Source organism: Corynebacterium sp. UMB9976, assembly GCF_030212265.1.
Lineage (GTDB): Bacteria > Actinomycetota > Actinomycetes > Mycobacteriales > Mycobacteriaceae > Corynebacterium.
In genome coordinates this window covers 13,000-32,902 of record NZ_JASODY010000004.1, presented here as the reverse complement: position 1 = coordinate 32,902, position 19,903 = coordinate 13,000, and the positions used below count along the sequence as shown (strand labels likewise).

17 protein-coding genes are annotated in these 19,903 nt (G+C 66.0%); 7 read left to right on the top strand and 10 right to left on the bottom strand.

The window, feature by feature from the left end:
* Positions 1–11 precede the first annotated feature (11 nt).
* Positions 12–905, bottom strand: a complete 894-nt coding sequence (locus QP140_RS03545) for a D-isomer specific 2-hydroxyacid dehydrogenase family protein (RefSeq protein ID WP_012361033.1) — start codon at positions 903–905, stop codon at positions 12–14.
* Between the two features lie 205 nt (positions 906–1,110).
* On the opposite strand from QP140_RS03545, the gene QP140_RS03540 reads away from it, so the two are divergent.
* Positions 1,111–1,980: an SDR family oxidoreductase gene (locus QP140_RS03540; protein WP_284758203.1), complete on the top strand. Its 870-nt coding sequence runs from the start codon at positions 1,111–1,113 to the stop codon at positions 1,978–1,980.
* Positions 1,981–2,009: 29 nt separating this feature from the next.
* Here the strand turns inward: QP140_RS03540 and QP140_RS03535 are convergent, their stop codons facing one another.
* From QP140_RS03535 to QP140_RS03525, 3 genes are read right to left on the bottom strand one after another with little or no spacing between them, the layout of a single operon-like run.
* Positions 2,010–2,552, bottom strand: coding sequence for a hypothetical protein (locus QP140_RS03535; RefSeq protein ID WP_284758201.1), 543 nt, complete (start codon positions 2,550–2,552; stop codon positions 2,010–2,012).
* Positions 2,553–2,556: 4 nt separating this feature from the next.
* Positions 2,557–3,135 (bottom strand): PTS sugar transporter subunit IIA, encoded by a 579-nt coding sequence (locus QP140_RS03530; protein ID WP_246818134.1) that lies wholly within the window; start codon positions 3,133–3,135, stop codon positions 2,557–2,559.
* Between the two features lie 11 nt (positions 3,136–3,146).
* A complete protein-coding gene (locus QP140_RS03525) occupies positions 3,147–4,028 on the bottom strand; it encodes a sulfurtransferase (RefSeq protein ID WP_070759526.1) in 882 nt (293 codons plus the stop codon).
* A gap of 165 nt (positions 4,029–4,193) precedes the next feature.
* On the opposite strand from QP140_RS03525, the gene QP140_RS03520 reads away from it, so the two are divergent.
* Positions 4,194–5,294, top strand: a complete 1,101-nt coding sequence (locus tag QP140_RS03520; protein WP_284758197.1) for a hypothetical protein — start codon at positions 4,194–4,196, stop codon at positions 5,292–5,294.
* Positions 5,295–5,423: 129 nt separating this feature from the next.
* Here the strand turns inward: QP140_RS03520 and clpB are convergent, their stop codons facing one another.
* Positions 5,424–8,006, bottom strand: a complete 2,583-nt coding sequence (clpB, locus tag QP140_RS03515) for an ATP-dependent chaperone ClpB (protein WP_284758195.1) — start codon at positions 8,004–8,006, stop codon at positions 5,424–5,426.
* A gap of 259 nt (positions 8,007–8,265) precedes the next feature.
* On the opposite strand from clpB, the gene QP140_RS03510 reads away from it, so the two are divergent.
* A complete protein-coding gene (locus QP140_RS03510) occupies positions 8,266–9,504 on the top strand; it encodes a flavohemoprotein (RefSeq protein ID WP_284758193.1) in 1,239 nt (412 codons plus the stop codon).
* Between the two features lies 1 nt (position 9,505).
* On the opposite strand, the gene QP140_RS03505 is transcribed toward QP140_RS03510, so the two are convergent.
* Positions 9,506–10,411, bottom strand: coding sequence for a carbon-nitrogen hydrolase family protein (locus QP140_RS03505; protein ID WP_284758192.1), 906 nt, complete (start codon positions 10,409–10,411; stop codon positions 9,506–9,508).
* 223 nt (positions 10,412–10,634) lie between these two features.
* Here QP140_RS03505 and QP140_RS03500 point away from each other — a divergent pair, with 223 nt between their 5' ends.
* From QP140_RS03500 to QP140_RS03490, 3 genes are all read left to right on the top strand, one after another.
* Complete coding sequence (locus QP140_RS03500) at positions 10,635–11,195, top strand: hypothetical protein (RefSeq protein WP_284758190.1); 561 nt, start codon at positions 10,635–10,637, stop codon at positions 11,193–11,195.
* A complete protein-coding gene (locus tag QP140_RS03495; protein WP_284758189.1) occupies positions 11,192–12,481 on the top strand; it encodes an alpha/beta hydrolase in 1,290 nt (429 codons plus the stop codon). The genes QP140_RS03500 and QP140_RS03495 overlap by 4 nt, the downstream gene beginning before the upstream one ends.
* A gap of 72 nt (positions 12,482–12,553) precedes the next feature.
* Positions 12,554–14,083 (top strand): basic amino acid/polyamine antiporter, encoded by a 1,530-nt coding sequence (locus QP140_RS03490; protein ID WP_284758188.1) that lies wholly within the window; start codon positions 12,554–12,556, stop codon positions 14,081–14,083.
* 86 nt (positions 14,084–14,169) lie between these two features.
* On the opposite strand, the gene QP140_RS03485 is transcribed toward QP140_RS03490, so the two are convergent.
* Both QP140_RS03485 and dnaJ read right to left on the bottom strand, forming a co-directional pair.
* Positions 14,170–14,622, bottom strand: a complete 453-nt coding sequence (locus tag QP140_RS03485) for a heat shock protein transcriptional repressor HspR (protein WP_284758187.1) — start codon at positions 14,620–14,622, stop codon at positions 14,170–14,172.
* Between the two features lie 26 nt (positions 14,623–14,648).
* Positions 14,649–15,860, bottom strand: a complete 1,212-nt coding sequence (gene dnaJ, locus QP140_RS03480; RefSeq protein WP_284758186.1) for a molecular chaperone DnaJ — start codon at positions 15,858–15,860, stop codon at positions 14,649–14,651.
* A gap of 206 nt (positions 15,861–16,066) precedes the next feature.
* On the opposite strand from dnaJ, the gene QP140_RS03475 reads away from it, so the two are divergent.
* On the top strand, positions 16,067–17,047 hold the full coding sequence (locus QP140_RS03475; RefSeq protein WP_284758184.1) for a hypothetical protein: 981 nt from the start codon (positions 16,067–16,069) through the stop codon (positions 17,045–17,047).
* 219 nt (positions 17,048–17,266) lie between these two features.
* Here the strand turns inward: QP140_RS03475 and grpE are convergent, their stop codons facing one another.
* Together grpE and dnaK are read right to left on the bottom strand one after the other, a co-directional pair.
* Positions 17,267–17,929: a nucleotide exchange factor GrpE gene (grpE, locus tag QP140_RS03470; RefSeq protein ID WP_284758182.1), complete on the bottom strand. Its 663-nt coding sequence runs from the start codon at positions 17,927–17,929 to the stop codon at positions 17,267–17,269.
* On the bottom strand, positions 17,929–19,782 hold the full coding sequence (dnaK, locus tag QP140_RS03465) for a molecular chaperone DnaK (RefSeq protein WP_284758180.1): 1,854 nt from the start codon (positions 19,780–19,782) through the stop codon (positions 17,929–17,931). The genes grpE and dnaK overlap by 1 nt, the downstream gene beginning before the upstream one ends.
* Between the last annotated feature and the right edge of the window lie 121 nt (positions 19,783–19,903).

Below are 19,903 nucleotides of genomic sequence, written 5' to 3'. Positions count from 1 at the left end.
ACTATGCCCCCTTAGTATCCCGCGGTGGCATTGACGCGGGTGGGCATGGGCTCGCCCGCCTCCCACGCCGCCGCGTTCTCGTTAAAAATCTTTCCCATGTGGAACGTCGCCACGTGCTTGGACGCCGCCATGTGCGGGGTCATCACGCAGTTGGGCAGCGCGTAGAGCGGGTGCCCGTCGGGCAGCGGCTCCGGATCCACGACCTCAAGGCCCGCCGCAGCGAGCTGGCCGTCGCGCAGCGCCGCCACGAGGTCGTCGGTGACCACAGTCCCCCCGCGCCCCACGTTGACAAATACCGCTGAGTCCTTCATCGCCGCGAAGAGTTCCACGTTGAAGAAACCAGCTGTCTCCGAGGTGAGCGGCAGAGTCGATACGACGAAGTCGAACCGGTCCCACTCCACATCCTTCAGCGTCACGGGACCGGTTCGCGTGACCTCCGTGAGGTTGACATCAAACGGTCGCAGCAATTGCGCCAACCGCTTGCCGATGCCTCCAGCACCCACGATCGCCACCTCCCGCGGCCGGCCCTGCGCGTAGAGCCACGCCTGGGTTTTGTCGAGCTCCCGCGCGACGTCCCACGTCGCAGCCTGGGCAAAGGCTTTGTGGTGATGCGCGGCAGAAAGCATGAGCGCGAGCGCGGCCTCAGCGACGGGTTCGGCAAATGCCCCGGCCGCATTGCACCACGGCAGTCCGTCCGCGGTGATGACGCCAGCCTCAATGAGTTGATCGACGCCGGTGTAGCAATGCTGCACCCACTGGATATTCGCGGGCATCTCCGGGATACGGTCAGGGCGCGGATCTGTATTGATATAGACCTCAGCTTCCTCAAGCCCCACATGTTCGTGGCCAACGCGTTCAATATCTGCAATCGTCTCGTCCCAGGGACGTGGCATGTAAAACTTCATGGCCCCACCCTAGGGAATCTGGCAATGGGGAGCGCACAACCCCAATCGTGGGAATCCTCACCGGACCCCCCAGCGGTTCCCGGCGCCTGGTGGCAACACACCCCCAGCAGGACACCGCCCATCATTAGGGCAGACCACCACTAGCGGCAGGCCAGAAGCAACGCAATCTCAACCGGAAGGAGCATTTTCAGACTATGGTAATTTTGTGCCTAAAAATACTATTCCGAGTTCTCTCAGCTCCTGGTTCCTTCCCCCTGCCCTGCCCCAGGTCCCGGACGGCCGCCTCGCCGTCGTGACCGGGGCGAGCAGCGGGATCGGCAAGGCGGTCGCAGCCCGCTTCGTGGCTTCCGGATTCCGGGTGGTCGGAACCACACGTAACCCGGCCACGCTCACCGATCCGGTACCGAATGTGGAGTACCTAGCCTTAGACCTCGCAGATCCGGCCTCTATTGAGACCTTCGCCGAGGACGTCCTGGCACTTGGCGCGCCGGGTGTGCTCGTTAACAATGCAGGCGAGAGCCAGAACGGCCCACTGGAGGAGCTACCCCGGGAGGCGCTGGAGCGGCTGTTCCAGGTCAATGTCATCGGGCACGTGGAGCTCACCCAGAAGTTCCTGCCGGCGATGCGCGAGCAGGGTTTCGGCCGCATCGTCATGATCGGCTCCATGCTGGGCAGTTTCCCGCTGAGCTACCGGGGTAGCTACGTGGCCTCGAAGGCAGCGATCCGCAGCTTCGCCGACTCTGCCCGCAGCGAGCTTTCGCCGTTCGGGGTCGGCATTTCCACCGTGGAGCCCGGCGCGATCGCCACGGGGCTCAGTTCGCGGCGCACCATCTACGTCGACGACGCCGGCCCGTACTCGCGGGACTTCCACCGGATGCTCGACACCCTCAACGACAACGAAGCCAAGGGCATCAGCGCTGAGGACGTCGCGGAGCTGGTGGGCGCCGTGGTGGCAGAGGCGCGCCCGCGTGCGGTGTACGCCCGGGGCTCCCTGGCGCCGGTGCCCTATATCCTGCAGCGGATCGTGCCACGGGAGACGATGTTGCGCATCATGCGCGCCAAACACGGCCTCTAAAAGCTGCAGACTAATCTCGGGCCGGCAGGTTAGTCCTCCTCGCCGGGTGTCCTGCCGCCTTCGCCCCCAGCGGCCTTCTCCCCAAAAGCCCGCTCCCCAAAGGCCCTCTCCCCAAAGGCAGAGTGCAGCTCGGAGCGCGCCTCCGCGCGCACGTCTAAGCGGTGATTCATCCGCTCCAGATATTCGCTCTCACGCTGCTTAAAGGCCCAGTCGCGCCACGGCTGGGCAAAGAGTGCGAGTACCGTCGCTCCCACAACCCCCATGAACAGCAGCGCGCCCGCGAAAATGGTGACCGCCGGGCCGCCGTGTACCCCGAACACGATCGCCAGCATCACGCTGCCGACCAGCCCGAGCGAGGCCAGCGACATATAGGCCACGTTGATCGGGTGGAGCCGGTGGCCGAAGCTGCCGTTGTAGGTCATCACCAACGGGATGATCTGCAGCGCGAACAGCCCCAGGAAGTAATAGGTCGCCACCCGGCGCAGCACGTCGGTGTCCAGCAACTGCGGAAAGCCCGTCAACGCGGTGAGCATCCACAGCATCGTGACGAGGTTCAATAGACGCCGTGCCATGTGGCTAAACCCTAAACAGCTCGTCTTGCGCCGCGCACGGGCCGCTCAGCGCGACGGGAAACTCGATCTCCCCCGACCCGTGGGATAGCGCCAACACCAGCACGATCGGGTCGTAGCCGAGGCGGCCAACCTCTTTGGGCGCGTAGGTGACCACCGGGGCTCCCGCCTGCACGGTCGAGCCCTCAACCCAGCGGGTCGCGAAGCCCTGCCCGTTGAGCTGATCAGTGTCGATGCCCATCTGCACCAGCACGCGGGCACTCTCGTCCTCCAGCTCCACGACGAACATGTGGGGCTGCATCCGCACGATGGTTCCCGCGACCGGGGACTGCACCTCCACGATCTCCTTATCGGGGTCTGGGATCACAGCCACTCCCGCGCCTGCGGAGCCGGAGGCGAACACAGGGTGCGGCACTGCGCTCAGCGGCGCGGTCGTTCCAGCGAGAGGTGCCCCCACCGGGGTGCGCTCCGCCTTCAGGGCTTCCCCGCGGTCTGCAGCGACGGCGTCCACGTCGGCCGCGCCGAAGCCTGCGGCGCCTACATCCCCCGCGCCGCCGAGGTCCTCAAAGTCGTGCCCATCTGTCATGCTTCCCCAGCTTAACCACGCGCGATCTTGCGGGAGGAGGAAGCGGACCATTGTGACCAACCCCCTACGAAGTGCCGCCCGACGGGGAGGCCTGCCTCCTCCATCGCTGCCAGGAAGAGGGCGGAGTCCAGCCCGGACCCGGAGTGCACGGTCAGCTCGGTGTTCTCATCGATGCCGTGGCTGGTGAAGATCTCACGCAGTTGTGCGCCACCCAGTACCTTGCCCTCCTCATCCAGCAGGGAGGCCACGGGGATGTTCACCGCGCTCGGGATGTGACCTGCCTGGTGGTCGAAGGGCTCCCGAACACCGCGGAAGCGCTCCGGGTCGCGGCAGTCAACCAGCATCCGGTCGCGGCACCAGACGTCGATCTCGTCGATGTATAGCTCCGGCATGGACCGCGGCCGGACCTTGAAGTCCCCGCGTCCCCGGAGGGCACCGATTCCGCCGGCGACGTCGCCGCCCGCCTTCTCCCATTGGGAGGTTCCGCCGTTCAGGATCTTCACATTCTCGACGCCAGCCCAGCGCAGGATCCACCAGGCGCGAGCAGCGTAAATATTGCGACCGGCGTCATAGATAACGACGGGGCGACCTTCCGTGATGCCCCAGTTATAAAAGTTGCGCTGGAGGGCAGCCAGACCCGGCATGGGATTGCGGCCCCGGGCACGCGACGGGGTGCCGGCCAGGTGCTGGAGAGGGTTGCAGAACATCGCCCCCGGCAGGTGCTGACCCACGTAGGCTTCCCACGCGCTGTTCTCGGTTTTAGCCCAGTGGGAGTCGATGATGGTCATGCGCTCGCCGAGGCGATAGGCCTCATAAAGATGCTCACCGCTGATGAATGGGCCCGGAATTTTGGAGAAGGTATCGTGCACGCGCCGGGAAGTTGCTTGGCTCATGGTCACCATCCTAGAGATTGTGCACGCCCGAGGTTTTCATTACTCAGCCTCTTCCCCACGAGCCCCCGTGGGAGCGTCCTTCGGGCGGGCCTATCCCCCGCTCAGGCGCGCTTTCTTATATGCTTTTTAGGTTAGCTTTCTACCCTTCAAAGACTGGAGCAGTGGATGTCTGAAAACCCGTGGGAGAAGAAGCCGTCTGGCTCCGGCGACGGTCAGCCGGAGAACCCATGGAATCAGCCCTCGGATAATCCGTGGGCGCGGAGCCAGCCAGGCACCAACCAACCGAGCACCAACCAGCCGAGCGCCGACCAGCCCGCGCCGACGTCCCCCAACGCGCCGCGGGACTCGGGCAAGGAGACCACCGACCCGGACCTGCGCTCGTCGAACCCGGAGGGGGACTGGGCGGCGCTGGCGAACTCTCCGCAGCCACCGAACTACCAGCGGGGCGCGGCCTCGGCAGGGGCGGCGGCTGGCACGGCGAACTACGGTCAGAACTTCCAGCAGGGCCCCTATCAGCAAGGTTTCCAGCAGGGGCCGCCGAATGGTCAGGGCTATCAGCAAGCCCCTTACCAGCAAGGCCCTTATCAGCAGGGTGGCTACCAGCAGAGTTACGCCCAGGGGCCACAACAGCAGGCCCCTTATCAGCAAGCCCCGGAAAAGAAATCGGGCAAGGGCTGGCTGATCGCGCTCATCCTCCTCCTGATCCTCGCGCTGATCGGTGGCGGCTTGTGGTGGTTCCTCGCGGGCTCCAAGGAGGGTGGCTCCAACGATGAGCCTGTCACCGTCTACGAGACGGAGTACGAGGACGAACCCTCCTCCGAGAAGACGACCACCAAGGAGGACGACGAGGACGAAGACGAGGACACCGAGACCTCCGAGCCGGAAGATTCCAACGGCCCGAAGGCGGTCTCGTCTCCGTCCGACTACCCCTACGGGCTCCGCTCCGACGGCTGGGAGGTCAGCAGTAACGCCCGCTGCAACTCCACCGACGAGTGGGTATACGCGGCGACCAACGGCTCCACCTACGTCTCGATCTGCGAGAACCCGGATAACGGCCGCTACTACTACCGTGGCTACAGCGACGGGATGGGGTACGAGGAGGACGTCGACATGGCTTCCGCGGACGTGGCCCGCGGCAAGTTCCGCGTCCCCGCCGCACCGAACACCATCGTGATCGACGGCAAGACCCTGCGCGTGATCGGGGCTGACGGCGGCGAGCTGGATTCCCAGCGCCTGCCGAAGGCGGTCTATAACCCGAACTACTAAGCCGCTGCGCCCTGCATAAACGCAGCGAGCAGAGGAAAAGGCCCGGCGGTACTCAGCACCTCCTGAGTGGCCGCCGGGCCTTGGGCTTTGCCGGGGCGAGGATCCCCCGCCCACCCCAGGCGAGAGCGATTACTCGCCGCGGTGGATCCAGAGGCTGTCCACGCCCTCAACCTCGTGCGGGTCCACGTCCACGCGGACGGTATCGCCGTCCCGGATCGCTCCGGAGAGCAGCTCCTTGGCCAGGGCATCGCCGATGGCCTTCTGGATCAGCCTGCGCAGCGGGCGGGCACCGTAGGCCGGGTCGTAGCCACGCTTGGCGAGCCAGGCCTTCGCCTCCGGGGAGACATCCAGGGTGAGGCGACGGGAGGCCAGGCGATCCGCCAGCCCGCCGATCTGGATGTCCACGATGTGCTCCAGCTGCTCCTCGGACAGCGGGTCGAAGATCAGCACATCGTCTAGGCGGTTAATGAACTCCGGCTTGAAGTGGGCCTTCACGGCGTCCATGATCTGCTCGTGGTTGCCGCCGGCGCCCAGGTTGGACGTCAGGATCAGCATCGTGTTGCGGAAGTCCACCGTCCGTCCCTGTCCATCGGTCAGGCGGCCTTCGTCGAGGACCTGCAGCAGGATGTCGAAGACGTCCGGGTGGGCCTTCTCCACCTCGTCGAAGAGCACGACCGTGTACGGGCGACGGCGCACCGCCTCGGTCAGCTGACCGCCCTGGTCGTAGCCGACGTATCCCGGAGGGGCACCGACGAGGCGGGCGACGGAGTGCTTCTCGCCGAACTCGGACATGTCGATTCGGACCATCGCGTGCTCGTCGTCGAAGAGGAACTCCGCCAGCGCCTTGGCCAGCTCCGTCTTACCCACGCCCGTGGGGCCGAGGAAGAGGAAGGAGCCGGTCGGACGGTTCGGGTCGGCCACGCCGGCACGCGCGCGGCGCACGGCGTCGGAGACCGCGTTGACTGCATCCTTCTGGCCGACGACGCGGCCTGCCAGGACGCTCTCCATCTCCAGCAGCTTCTCGGTTTCTCCCTGCAGCATCTTGCCGGCCGGGATGCCGGTCCACGCGGAGACGACCTCGGCGATGGTGTCCGGGGTGACCTCCTCGGTGAGCATCATCTCCTGGTTGTCGGCCTGCGCCTTGGCCTGGGCCTGCTCGGCCTCATCCAGGCGCCGTTCGACGTCCGGAATGCGGCCGTAGCGCAGCTCAGCGACCTTGGCGTAGTCCCCGTCGCGCTCCGCGATCTCGGAGTCCCGGCGCAGGGCGTCGAGCTCCTCCTTGATTCCGCGCAGCGAGTCGATGCTGGACTTCTCGTTTTCCCAGCGGGCGGTCAGGCCGGCGAGCTTTTCCTTCTCATCGGCCAGCTCCGAGCGCAGGCGTTCAAGGCGGTCCTTGGAGGCGGCGTCAGTCTCCTTGGCCAGGGCCATCTCCTCGATCTCGAGGCGACGCACGATGCGCTCGGCGTTGTCGATCTCCTCCGGTCGAGAGTCGATCTCCATGCGCAAGCGCGAGGCAGCCTCGTCGACCAGGTCGATGGCCTTATCCGGCAGGAAGCGGCTGGTGATGTAGCGATCCGAGAGGCTGGCGGCGGCGACCAGGGCGGAGTCCTGGATACGCACGCCGTGGTGCACCTCGTAGCGCTCCTTGAGCCCGCGGAGGATACCGATGGTGTCCTCCGGGGTCGGCTCGCCGACGTAGACCTGCTGGAAGCGGCGCTCCAGGGCCGGGTCCTTCTCGATGTGCTGGCGGTACTCGTCCAGGGTGGTCGCACCGACCAGGCGCAGCTCACCGCGGGCGAGCAGCGGCTTGATCATGTTGCCGGCATCCATCGCGGAGTCGCCACCGGCGCCAGCACCGACGATGGTGTGCAGCTCGTCGATGAAGGTGACGATCTCGCCGTCGGCTTCCTTGATCTCGTCGAGGACTGCCTTGAGGCGCTCCTCGAATTCGCCGCGGTACTTCGCGCCCGCGAGCATCGCGCCCAGGTCCAGGGAGACCAGCTTCTTTCCCTTCAGGGACTCGGGGACGTCACCCGCGACGATGCGGCGGGCCAGGCCCTCGACGATTGCGGTCTTACCCACGCCCGGTTCACCGATGAGCACGGGGTTGTTTTTCGTGCGCCTCGATAGCACTTGGACGACGCGGCGGATCTCCTGGTCGCGGCCGATGACCGGGTCGATCTTCCCGGCGCGGGCAGCGGCGGTGAGGTCCGTGGAGTACTTCTCCAGGGCCTGGAACTGGCCCTCCGGCTCTTCGGTGGTGACCTTGCGGTTGCCGCGCACGCTCTCGAAAGCACCACGCAGGGCGTCAAAAGTGCCGCCCAGGTTGTGCAGAATCGTGGCGGCGTCCGAGCTGCCCTTGGCGATGCCGGCGAGCAGCACCTCGGTGGAGACGTAACTATCGCCGAGTTCCCCGGCGAGTTCCTGGGCGGCCGTCATGGCGTTCAGGGCGTCGCGGTTGAACTGCGGGTTGGCCATGCCGGAGCCCTGTGCGGTGGGGTAGCCCTCCACGAGGGACTTCGCCTGGGTCCGCACGGCGTCGGCGTTGACGCCGGCGGCGGTGAGGATCGGCTGGGTAATGGAGTCCTGCTGCTCGAGCAGGGCCACCAGCAGGTGGCCGGGACGGATGTCCGGGTTCCCGCGGTTCGAGGCGTCCTGAAGGGCGGTCTGCATTGCTTCGCGGGTCATGGTGGTTGGAGTGAAGGAGCTCATGATGTCGTGACCTTTCTGTGGTGAGGTTTGTCGCTACCTATCCTAATTGAGTTCACTAGACTCAACCACGCCAGCCTTGAGTCTATTCCACTCAACCTAAAATATTTTTTGATCCCCGGCCCACTCTTACCCTTCCCTGCCCCGGCCACGCCGCGCAGCCCCCGATGATGGCCTTGGGCTAAAGAATTATGGGACAATGAGCCCGCATCACAGCTGGCCGCTGCCTCCGCGGCAGCTGCCCAGGAAGGGAGCCCACACAATGTCACATCACGCAGCGCCCAGCGACCGCGGCTCCATTGACCTGCTCTCCCCCATCCTCGACCACCTCGAGCCCCTGAGCGCACGCGTCCGGGACATCCTCGATACCCAGGGCCCCGCGCTCGCGCCCACCGCCCAACCAGTGCGCACCGGGGGTTTCCCAAACGCTTCCTCGAGCACGTGGTCGGATCTGAAACCAGACCAGTCCCTCCTGGCACGGAGCATCCGGGCACTACTCACCAGCCTCGGGCTAGCTCAGGACCCGGGGGATTACACCGGCGAATACCCCCACCAGGAAGCCGATTTCCTTCTTGCCCTCGGCCATGACCTGCGCAAGCACGGGCTGGAGGCCGAGCACTACGGTGCGCTCGCCCGGGCACTCGGCCACGCGGGGGCCGACGTCCTGACCCTGGATGAGCAAGCACAGGACACGCTGGAGGATGCCGCGGACCTGACCTGCCACCTGCTCGCCATCGGCGCCCAGCGCAGCACCGCGACCGCGACGCGCACCGCCGAGGTCCTCGACGTGGCGGAAGCCTACCCCGGCGACGACGCCGCCGGACGGCCCGCGATCGGCGTCATTCGCGTGCAGGAAAGCTCACCGCAACCCTGGTGGACCGGGCAGTACCTGGACATCCGTACCCCCTACGGCGACACCCAGTGGCAATACCTGCACCCCGCCACGCCCGCGAACCCGGACGGGCTGATCGAGTTCCACGTGCGCGGGGACACCGAGGCCCGGCGCGCAATCCTCGCGCAGGCCCAGGTCGGTGATCAATGGGTGCTCGGGGCGAGCTATGGCTTCCTCAGTGTGGATGCGGAGGACGAGCGCCCGGTGTGCATGATTGCGCAGGACACAGGCCTGGCTCCACTGCGGGCCCTGCTGTTGGAGCTCGCGCAGCAGCCCGAGCCACCGGAGACCGCGCTGTATGTCGGAGCGGGTAGCGTCGCCGAATTCTACGAGCTTCCCAGTCTGCTGGGCTTTGCGCGCGCCTGGGACTGGCTGCGGGTGGTGCCCGTGGCGGCGGAGGCGGCCGGGGTGGAGGAGCTGACGGGGGCGTCGGCGGAGCTCGATGGACTGCTGCGGGTCGGCCATGCCGTGAACGCCGCCATCCGGGACGGTGCGTGGCAGGGCGCCCGGGTGCTCGTCGCCGGGAGTCACGCGCAGGTCACCGCGAGCGTGGATGCGCTGCTGGCAGCGGGCGCGGATTCCGAGCAGCTCAGCGTGGATGGGGCTTAGGCTAGTCCTCTGGCTCGATGTGGATCGTCTCGGTGATCTCGCGGTCGAGGTTGTGGCCGCCGAGGATCGGCAGCCCCTTGCGGACGTGATCCACGGAGTTCGGGTCGATATCCACCGTCAGCACCTGGGCGGCGTAGCCGGTCTCCGCGAGCTTGGCCCCCTGCGGGCTCACCACCACGGAGTGCCCGATGCCGGTGGGGCCTTCTGGCTTGCCGTAATCCTCGGGGCTGCCGGGGCGGGCCATGCCAGCGGCCACGAGGTAGGAGCTGGAGTCCAGGGCCCGGGCGGAGGTCAGCGCACGCCACTGATCGAGCTTGCCTGGCCCATCGGCCCAGCTGGTGGGCACGACGATGACCTTCGCACCGGACTGCGCCAGGGCGATGAAGTGGCCGGGGAAGCGGATGTCGTAGCAGGTGGCCAGGCCGATCTTCACGCCGTTGAGCTCAAAAGTCACGCGACGGTTGCCAGGACGCACGGTGGCGGACTCCTGGTGGCCGAAGGCGTCGAAGCAGTGGATCTTGTCGTAGCCCGCGAAGATCCCCGGGCCCGCGACCAGCAGGGTGTTGGTCACGCGGCGGAACTCCTGGATGCCACCGTTATCGTCCGGGCGCTCGGTGGACAGCTCCCCATTGGGCAGCCGGAAAACCGTATCCGCCGGGGTGAACATGCCCACGACGGCGACGATCCCGTGCTCCTCAGCAGTGGCCTTGATGGCCCGACCGAAGGGACCATCGAGGGGTTGAGCGACCGTGTCGAGGCGCCCAGAATCGAAGGGAAACATCGCAGCCTCGGGGAAAACCACGAGGTCAGCACCGTTCTGCGCGGAGCCAGCGATGTACTTCCGGATGAGGGCGAGGTTCGCCTCAACATCCGGCTGGGCGCTCATCTGGATCACGGAGATTCGCATGCCACCAGGGTAACGAGAAACCAGCCCCCGCGCTGCCGCTCGGAGGGAATAGGTCTGGGGTACTTCCGCGGCCACTGTGGATATCCCCGACGTGGCTATCCACAGAAATCTCTCTTGGGCCGCAACCCCTATGACTTTCCCGCCGGCGGTGTTTTCCTAAACGCACCGGCCACAGGCGGCAAAGCAGACCCGCCACCAGGCCACCGAACACGAAGGGGGAACAATGCCAGAGACCACCACGCTCGCACCGGGGATCGAGCAGATCCTCGGCCGCATCGGAGACACAGTATCCAGCACGGCGAACCAGACTGCCGAAGATGTTGTGCAGGCGGGGGCCGAACGCGCCCGGTTGGGGCTCACCAACCATGCAGAACTCACGGACCAGGTGGAGGGCAGCCTGCGCGGGCTCTCCTCCCCCGACCCCGCCAGCCCGTCCAGCGCGTCGCACAAAGCGGATGGCACTACGACAGAGCTGAACTACGGCGACGTCCTCAACCTCGACCCCATCGCCCTGGAGCACGTCCTCATGGCCAGCGAGAAGCTCCACGCGCAGGCTTCCGAGCAGGCCGGAAGGCTCAGCCCAGGGCTGATTCCCGGTCCCGGGCCACGCATGGGCACGGCAGTGGAACTCGCCAACGCCGCCGTCCCCGTCGCCCTGCGTTCCCAGCTGGATCAGTGGCAGCGGATGTGCGCCGATATCTCGTCTTTTAAGGACGCCAACACCGCGGCCGATTCGGTGGCTGCACGGTGCCTGGCTCCCACCGGTGGAGGTGAGCTGCCATGAGCGGGGTGACGGTTCCCGCGGTGGAGCACGCCGCTACCGGCGAGATTCTTGAGCAGGCACGTACCTGGTCGGATGCCGGCAATCACATCTCCGAACTCGCCGCGGAGTGCCGGGGTCTGGGGATGACCGAACCGGATGTGTGGCAGGGCGCGGCGGCGGACGCGGCACACCACAGGCTGAGCACCGCGCTCACACAGGCGGACTCCACGGGCTGGGCAGCCGGCCTGTGCGGCACCTCGACCAGCGGCTACGCCCGGACACTGCAGATCGCTCAGGGCATCCTCAAAGCGCTGCGTTGGGTTGAGCCCATGATCCGCATCGACAGTGCTGGTGTGGCGCGCACGGAGGTTCCCGCACTTCAGCCTCTGACCGGTGCGCTCACCGGCATCGCGCAGTCCGCGCTCACGCTGGTGCGGGCGGTCGACGCTGCGACCGGATCCGCCGTCGATGCACTCGCCTCCCATGTCCGCCCGGTGCCTGTGGTCGGCTGGGGTGGGGCCGAACCAGGTGGGGCGGCCGTGATGCCCGCCCAGAGCATCAACCTGCCCTACGGCACCGCAACCGTGGTCGGCGATGTGGCCAGCGCAGAGCGGGTCATCACCCTCGTCGGCGGGGTGGGGTCCCGCGGGGACGCCGCCAAAGCGAAGCAGGTGCGCTTCGCCCAGCAACTCGCCGGGGAAAAGGTCGCGGTGGTGTCCTGGAACGGCTACCACGCCCCCAGCAATCTGATCAGCGGTGCCAGTGGGGAGCTCGCCACGACGGGTGGCGCCCGGCTGCGGGCCTTCCAGGACAGCCTGCGCCGGATTAACCCCGACGCCACGCTGCACGTCAGTGGCTATAGCTACGGTTCCGTTGTCGTCGGCCAGGGCGCGGCCGACGGCCACCTCGACGCCGACCGGGTCACCTTCCTCGGCAGCCCCGGCGTCCCCGTCAACCACGCCAGCGAGCTGCGGCTCAACCCCGGCGCTCGGGTCGAGGCCTACACCGAACCCGGCGACCTCATCGAAAACATCAGCTCCGCCGCCACCGTCGGGAAGCTGGCGTCCGACCCCGCCGCCGTCCTCCCGAAGAACCAGGGCATCCACGGAGCCGATCCCACCTCCCCACTTTTCGGGGCCGATGACCTCCTGAACTCGGGCGGTAGCGGCGAGCGTGCTGGTTTTTCTCAGCTCCTGGAGTACGGAATCGACCGGGTCGACGACGCGCGGCTCGCCCTTAGTGGAGAGACGAGTTCCCACAGCGCTTATTACAACGACCCGGCGGTGGTGGCAGCCCTCCGCGAATAAGCGCCTCACCAGGGGATACCCCCTTTTTGATTTTATTCGCGTCGGTGCTTTCTTCGCTGTAGCCTACGAAAGATGAAGACTAACGCTCAGCCGTCCACCCCGGAGGTCTTGGTCGCCGACGACCCGCGCACCGTCCGGCTTGGCACCCTTGTCAGTTTGATCATTGGCAGCGCTGTGGGCGCCGGCATCTTCGCCATGCCGCAGAACATCGCGCTGGTGGCCTCCCCAGGCGCGGCGATGATCGGCTGGATCATCACCGGCCTCGGCATGCTGTGTGTGGCCTATGTCTTCCAGGCTCTCGCGCAGCGCAAGCCGCACCTCGACTCGGGCGTGTACAGCTACGTGCGCGCCGGGCTGGGTGACTTCATTGGTTTCGCCTCGGCGTGGGGTTATTGGCTGGGCACGATCATCGCCCAGGTGGGTTATGCCACCCTGTTCTTCAGTTCGCTGGGCTTCTTCTTCCCAATCTTCGGTGGCGATCACCCCTTCGTTCAGTCCCTCGCAGTCTCCGCGCTGACCTGGACGATCTTCCTGGTGCTCTCGCGTGGCGTGCGCCAGGCGGCGATCATGAACGTGGTCGCCACGGTCGCGAAGATCCTGCCGATCATCGCCTTCCTCGTGCTTGTTGCGTTCGTGGGCTTCAAGCCGGAGGTCCTCACCGCCGACTTCTGGGGCCAGGCCGCCACTTTCGGTGAGGATGGCAACCAGGTCAGCACCCTCACCGACCAGGTCAAGGGCATGATGCTCTTCACCGTCTGGGCGTTCATCGGTGTGGAGGGTGCGTCCACCTATTCCAAGCGGGCGCGCCACCGCAAGGACGTCTCCCTGGCCACCCTGCTGGGCTTCCTCGTTGTCTTCCTGCTGCTGGTGCTCGTCAGCTTCCTGTCCTTCGGCGTGGCCAGCCGCGAGGAGCTCGCCGCGATGGGTGATAACTCGATGGCGGAGGTCCTGGAGCTCGTCGTCGGACCGTGGGGCGCGGGCCTGATCTCCATCGGCCTGTGCATCAGCGTGCTGGGAGCCTACGTCTCCTGGCAGATGCTGTGCGCCGAGCCGATCATGCTGATGGCCCAGGATGGCCTGCTGCCAAAGTTCGTTGGTAAGACGAACCCGAAGGGCGCCCCGGTCACCGCCCAGCTGTTCTCCGCGGTGATCATCCAGGTGTTCATCGTGATCTTCTACCTCAACGAGTCCACGTACTCCACGATGGTGCAGCTGGCGACCTCGCTCTACCTGCTGCCTTACGTCTTCAGCTCGCTGTACTTGCTGTTCCTGGCCACCCGCGGCGCGGGCATCGCCCACCCGGATGCCGGCCGCCTGTTCAACCTCTCCGGCCCGGAGATCCCGAAGTCCACCAACCGGGTTCACCTGCTGCTCGGCGGGGTGGCATTCATCTACTCGCTGTGGCTGCTCTACGCCGCCGACCTGCGCTTCGTGCTGTTGGGAACGCTGCTGGTGATGCCGGGCATGATCATCTACATCTTCACCCGCATCTCCGCGAACGAGCGGATCTTCAACGCCTTCGAATGGCTGATCGCTGCTATCGTGACTGTTTCTTCTATCGCGGGACTCTGGCTCATCCTCACCGGGGAGATTGCGCTCTAAACCGCCAATAATGAACGTCAGGCCCGCTACCCCAAGGTAGGGAGCGGGCCTGAAACGTCTCACTGGCAGGCTGGCTAGCCATACCGCTAGCGCTTGCGCCGCTGCTCCCACAGCACCACCGCGGTGGAGCGCGGCACGTGCACGATCTCGCCGCGGCTGCGGCCCCGCGATTCGCCTCGGGCGTTGGCGAGCTGCTGGCGCAGCACCGCATTTTCCTGCTGTGCAGCCTGCAACTGTTCCTCCAGCTCGATGATGCGCTGGATGCCCGCGAGGTTCACGCCCTCCTCGTGGGAGAGCCGCTGGATCTCCAGCAGCTGGGCGATATCGTCCCGGGAGTAGCGCCGCCCGCCACCACGGGTGCGCTGTGGGGTGACCAACCCCATGCGGTCGTAGGTGCGCAGGGTTTGGGCGTGCATGCCGGTGATCTCGGCGGCCACGGAGATCACGAAGACCTCCTGCTCCTCCCCCTTGCTTCTGGCCCCGCCGGTTTCCGGCCCGGCCTGCTCATTCGGGCCCTGCTTCTTGCTTGCCTCAGACATTGGCTTTCACCTCCACTTCCTGGCTGTTAGTCCCGACCGGGCCAGTTGGCACGAGGGTCGAAGCCGGAGCGCTTCTCCTCCTCGGCGTAACTGCGCAGGGCGCTCATCGCGCCTTCGTCGAGGTTGTTCGGGATCTCCACCTTCACGGTGACCAGCAGGTCGCCGCTGTTGCCGTTGCGCTTGTGGACGCCGCGTCCCCGCACCCGGAGGGTCGTGCCGTCCGCGGTGCCCTGTGGGATGCGCACGCGCACCTTCGAGTCCAGGGTCGGGACGGTGACCGCCCCACCGAGGACGAGTTCGGTGTAGCTGACCGGGACGGTGAGCTGCAGGTCGTCGCCGCTTCGGGTGAAGACCTTGTCCGGCTTGACGTGGACGGTGACGAAGAGGTCGCCGGAGGGCTTGCCACGTTCGCCTGCGGCACCCTGCCCTGCCAGGCGGACCTTCTGCCCGTCGACCACACCGGCCGGCACGCGGACGGTGATGGTGCGGGGGCGGTGCTGCTGGCCGGTGCCGGAGCAGTCCGGGCACGGGTCCTCGATGCGGGTGCCGGTGCCGGAGCAGTCCGGGCAAGGCCGGGAGAATCCGAACGCGCCCCGGTCCTCGGAGACCAGTCCGTTGCCGCTACAGGTCCCGCAGGTGCGCGGGCTGGTGCCGGGCTTCGCGCCGGAGCCGTGGCAGTTGGTACAGGGGGCCGCGCTGGTGAGCCGGATGGGCACGGTCACGCCCTTGGTGGCTTCCCGGAATTCGAGGGTGATCTCGGTTTCTACGTCCGCGCCCCGGCTGCGCTTGCGCTGGCGCCGCCCGCCTCCGCCGCCGAAGCCGCTAAACCCGCCGCCTCCGCCGCTGCTTGAGCCGCCGAAGACGTCGCCGAAGATGTCCGAGATGTTGAATTCCTCGCCCATCCCGGTGCCACCGCTAAAGCCGCCGAATCGGCCGCCGCCACCGCCGCCGAAGCCGCTAAAGCCACCTGGGGCACCGCTAAAGCCGCCACCCATGCCACCGGAGGCGACCATGGACTTCAGCTCGTCGTATTCCTTGCGCTTCTCCTTATCACCCACGACGGAGTAGGCCTCGGAGGCTGCCTTAAAGCGGTTTTCAGCTGCGGTATCCCCGGGGTGTTTATCCGGGTGGTTATCCCGCGCGATCTTGCGGTAGGCCTTCTTAATCTCCTCAGCGCTGGCGCTGTCGCTCACACCGAGGTCTTTGTAATAGTCCTTGTCTATCCATTCACGGTTCATTGTCTTCTGCCTTCGTTCTCATCTGCTGTTTTTCTAAATTTTTTGCGCTATTGCGCGATGCCGTTCGGCGCTGCTCAGGGCACGCCCCGCAACTCAACCTTGAGTCTACCGCGCTGAACTTTGCGCTTCCATTCTGCCTTAACGCTTCTGCGGGCAAAGTATTCCTTCTTCTGGGGTTTTCCGCCCGAACGGTTAGGCTGGAGGCTATGACCTCTCGGAAGCCCAATTGGTTTGAACGGCTCTTCGGCCAACCCACCGCCGCCAGCGGTGCGGAAAGCGCCCCGGTCCAGCAGCCCGACGCTGCTGCTTTTCCGGACGCCGCGAGCCCGAACGGCGAGGCGGACGGCTCCCCCGCGACCCCGCAGGTCGTCACCCCGCAGGACCCCACCGAGGTCCCGGTTTCCCAGATGCGTGATGCGGATTTTTATGCCGCGATGCGCGTGCGCCTGGCGCCGGTAAAGAAGGAGCTGGGCGTGGCACCGAAGGGTGCTTTCCAGTTCGATAAGGACTCCCCCGTCCGCCCCTACGCCGATGACCTCATCGTGCGCCTCTGCCTGGACCGCCCCGGCGGAATTCGAGCGCTCACGGAGCGCGACCTCGACGACCGCGGCCTGGTGGAACACCTCTACCGGATGGGATACCGCAACTTGTGGCAGGACCTCATCGAGTCCGACCTGCGCTTCCGGGAGGTGCGCTCGGATTCGGGCGTTCTGCCCCACGATGGCGAGCAGGACCCGGAGATGGTGTGGTCCATCGAGTCCAGCTCCTATTACGCCGGCTCTGCCCCGCTGTTCTTGGAGGAGCTTTTCGCCCGTCATCGCCCCGATGTGGACTTGAGCTCGGGCATCATTTTCGCCAGCCCACACCGCCACCTGACCCTGGCGCGCGAGGTCACCAATGGCAACGACCTCATGGGGTCGATTGGGCTGATGGCAACGATGGCGGCGGAGCAGTACAGCTCACAGCCGGGCCAGATCAGCCCGCGACTGCATCTGCTGCACATGGGTGAGGTCACCACGTTCACGGACGTAGTCTGGGGCGATAAGGATCGCCAGGTGGAGATCCAGGTCAAGCCCACCCCGTACCTGATGGGGCGCATCAGCGATGGCCTGGATGGCGACGGCGGTTTTGGTTTCGGCGGGCCGGGTGGCCCCGGCGAACCAGGACCAGGTGGGCCAGGCCTCTAGTCCCTTCCTCCAGGCCGGCCGGTGGTGCCCAGAAAACTAAGCGCCCCGCGCACAGCTCCGCCCCCTACCTCGTGGCAGCACGAAACCCCAGCACCGTGCAGTGCTGGGGTTTCCTATGCGTTTCAAGCGGTCACGCCGCGGCCCCAGGGGTAAGCCCCAGAGCCAGCTCCCGGATCAGCCGGCGCGCCGGCCGGCCCAGTTCGGCGCTACTTTGCGCCGCTACTGCGGATCCGCGATGACGACCATCGCGTGGCGGAGCACGCGCTCCCCCATGCGGTAGCCCTTGCGGAGCACGGTGCCGACCGCCTTCTCGTCGCCGGAAGACATGTCTTGCACGGCCTCATGAAGCTCCGGGTCGAAGGCATCGCCCTCGGCGCCGAAGACCTCAACCTTGGCCCCGCGCAGAACCGTGTTCAGCTTGTCGGACATTGCCTTGAGCGGCCCGGTCAGGTCGCCGTGCTCGGCTGCCAGATCCAGGTCGTCCAGGATCGGCAGGAGGTCCGTCGCCAGGCCGGCCTTGGCCGCCTCCACCGCTGCCTCCCGGTCGCGCTCAGCGCGACGACGGTAGTTGGCGTACTCGGCGGTAACCCGCTTCAGGTCCTCGGTGCGCTCGGCCAGCTCGGCCTCAGCCGGGCTAACCGCAGCCTCCGGGTCCACCGAAGGGTCGACCGTGTCGTCGCCGTCGGCCAGGTCGGCCGCAGCGTCGTCGGCTGCTGCCTCGGCGGCGTCGCGCTGGGCGTCCTCCTGGGCCTTCACGGCCGCTTCGGGGGACTCGCCCGGCGCCTCGCCGGCATTGTCGACGGCCGCATCCGCCTCTGGGTCAGTGACCGCCGGATCACCTGGGTTATCCGGCATCTCGCCGGAGGTGTGTGCGTTCGTCATTACTTCTTCTCATCCTCGCTGTCGTCCTCGTCGACAACCTCAGCGTCGACGACGTTCGGATCCTCGGAGCCTGCATCCTCAGCGCCGCCTGCCTCGCCAGCCTGGGCTGCCTCGGACTCGTAGATGGCCTTACCCATCTCCTGGGACTCCGCGGAGAGCTTCTCCATGGCGTCCTTGATGGCCTCGATATCCTCACCCTTCAGGGCCTCGTCGACAGCCTTGGCTGCCTCCTCGACCTTGTTCTGGATGTCCTCGGAGACCTTGTCCTTGTTGTCCTCGACGAACTTGCGGGTCTGGTAGACGGTGGACTCTGCGGAGTTACGGACTTCCTGCTCCTCGCGGCGCTTCTTGTCCTCCTCAGCGTGAGCCTCGGCGTCCTTGATCATCTGGTCGATCTCGTCCTGGGAGAGGCCGGAGCCATCCTGGATCTTGATCGTGTTCTCCTTGCCAGTGCCCTTATCCTTCGCGGTGACGTGCACGATGCCGTTGGCGTCGATGTCGAAGGTCACCTCGATCTGCGGGACACCGCGCGGGGCCGGAGCGATACCGCCGAGCTCGAAGGAACCGAGCAGCTTGTTGTGCTGCGCCATCTCGCGCTCACCCTGGAACACCTGGATCTGCACGGAAGGCTGGTTGTCCTCAGCCGTGGTGAAGGTCTCGGAACGCTTCGTCGGGATGGTGGTGTTGCGCTCGATGAGCTTGGTCATCACGCCACCCTTGGTCTCGATACCGAGGGACAGCGGGGTGACGTCGAGCAGGAGGACGTCCTTAACCTCACCGCGCAGAACACCAGCCTGCAGCGCCGCACCGACAGCGACAACCTCGTCCGGATTCACGCCCTTGTTCGGCTCCTTGCCGCCGGTCAGCTCCTTGACCAGGTCGGTCACGGCTGGCATGCGGGTGGAACCACCGACCAGGACGACGTGCTCAATCTCGTTGATATCGACGTCGGCGTCCTTGAGGACGGCCTGGAAAGGCTTCTTGGTGCGGTCCAACAGGTCCTGGGTGATGCGCTGGAACTCGGTGCGGCTCAGCGTCTCGTCCAGGAACAGCGGGTTCTTGTCGCCGTCGACGGTGATGTACGGCAGGTTGATGCTTGCCTGCTGGGAGCTGGAGAGCTCGATCTTCGCCTTCTCAGCGGCCTCGCGGAGGCGCTGCAGGGCCATCTTGTCCTTGGTCAGGTCGATGCCGTTGGCGTTCTTGAACTTCTCGACCAACCAGTCGACGATCGCCTGGTCCCAGTCGTCACCGCCGAGCTTGTTGTCACCGGAGGTTGCACGGACCTCGACGACACCGTCGCCGATCTCCAGGAGGGAGACGTCGAAAGTACCGCCACCGAGGTCGAAGACCAGGATGGTCTGCTCCTTGTCGCCCTTCTCCAGGCCGTATGCCAGCGCTGCGGCGGTCGGCTCGTTGACGATGCGCAGGACGTTCAGGCCTGCGATCTGGCCGGCGTCCTTGGTTGCCTGGCGCTGGGAGTCGTTGAAGTAAGCCGGCACGGTGATGACCGCGTCGGTGACGTCCTCGCCCAGGTAGGACTCGGCGTCGCGCTTCAGCTTCATCAGCGTGCGTGCGGAGATCTCCTGTGCGGTGTACTTCTTGTCGTCGATTTCGACGTTCCAGCTGTCGTCGCCGATGTGGCGCTTGACGGAGCTGATGGTGCGGTCAACGTTGGTGACCGCCTGGTTCTTTGCGGACTGACCGACCAGAACCTCGCCGTTCTTAGCGAAGGCTACGACGGAAGGCGTGGTGCGTGCGCCCTCGGAGTTGGCGATAACGGTTGCCTCGCCGCCCTCGAGCACCGACACCACAGAGTTCGTGGTTCCCAGGTCAATACCTACTGCGCGTCCCATTGTCTTTTCTCCTTTTTGTTGTGGGTTTTATGTGCTGGCCCTTGCGAGCCTCTCACTAAGCCTTAGCGCCCTAGACTCAAGTTTTATTCCCAGCGTTCGGAAAATCTTTTAAATTTCTCCG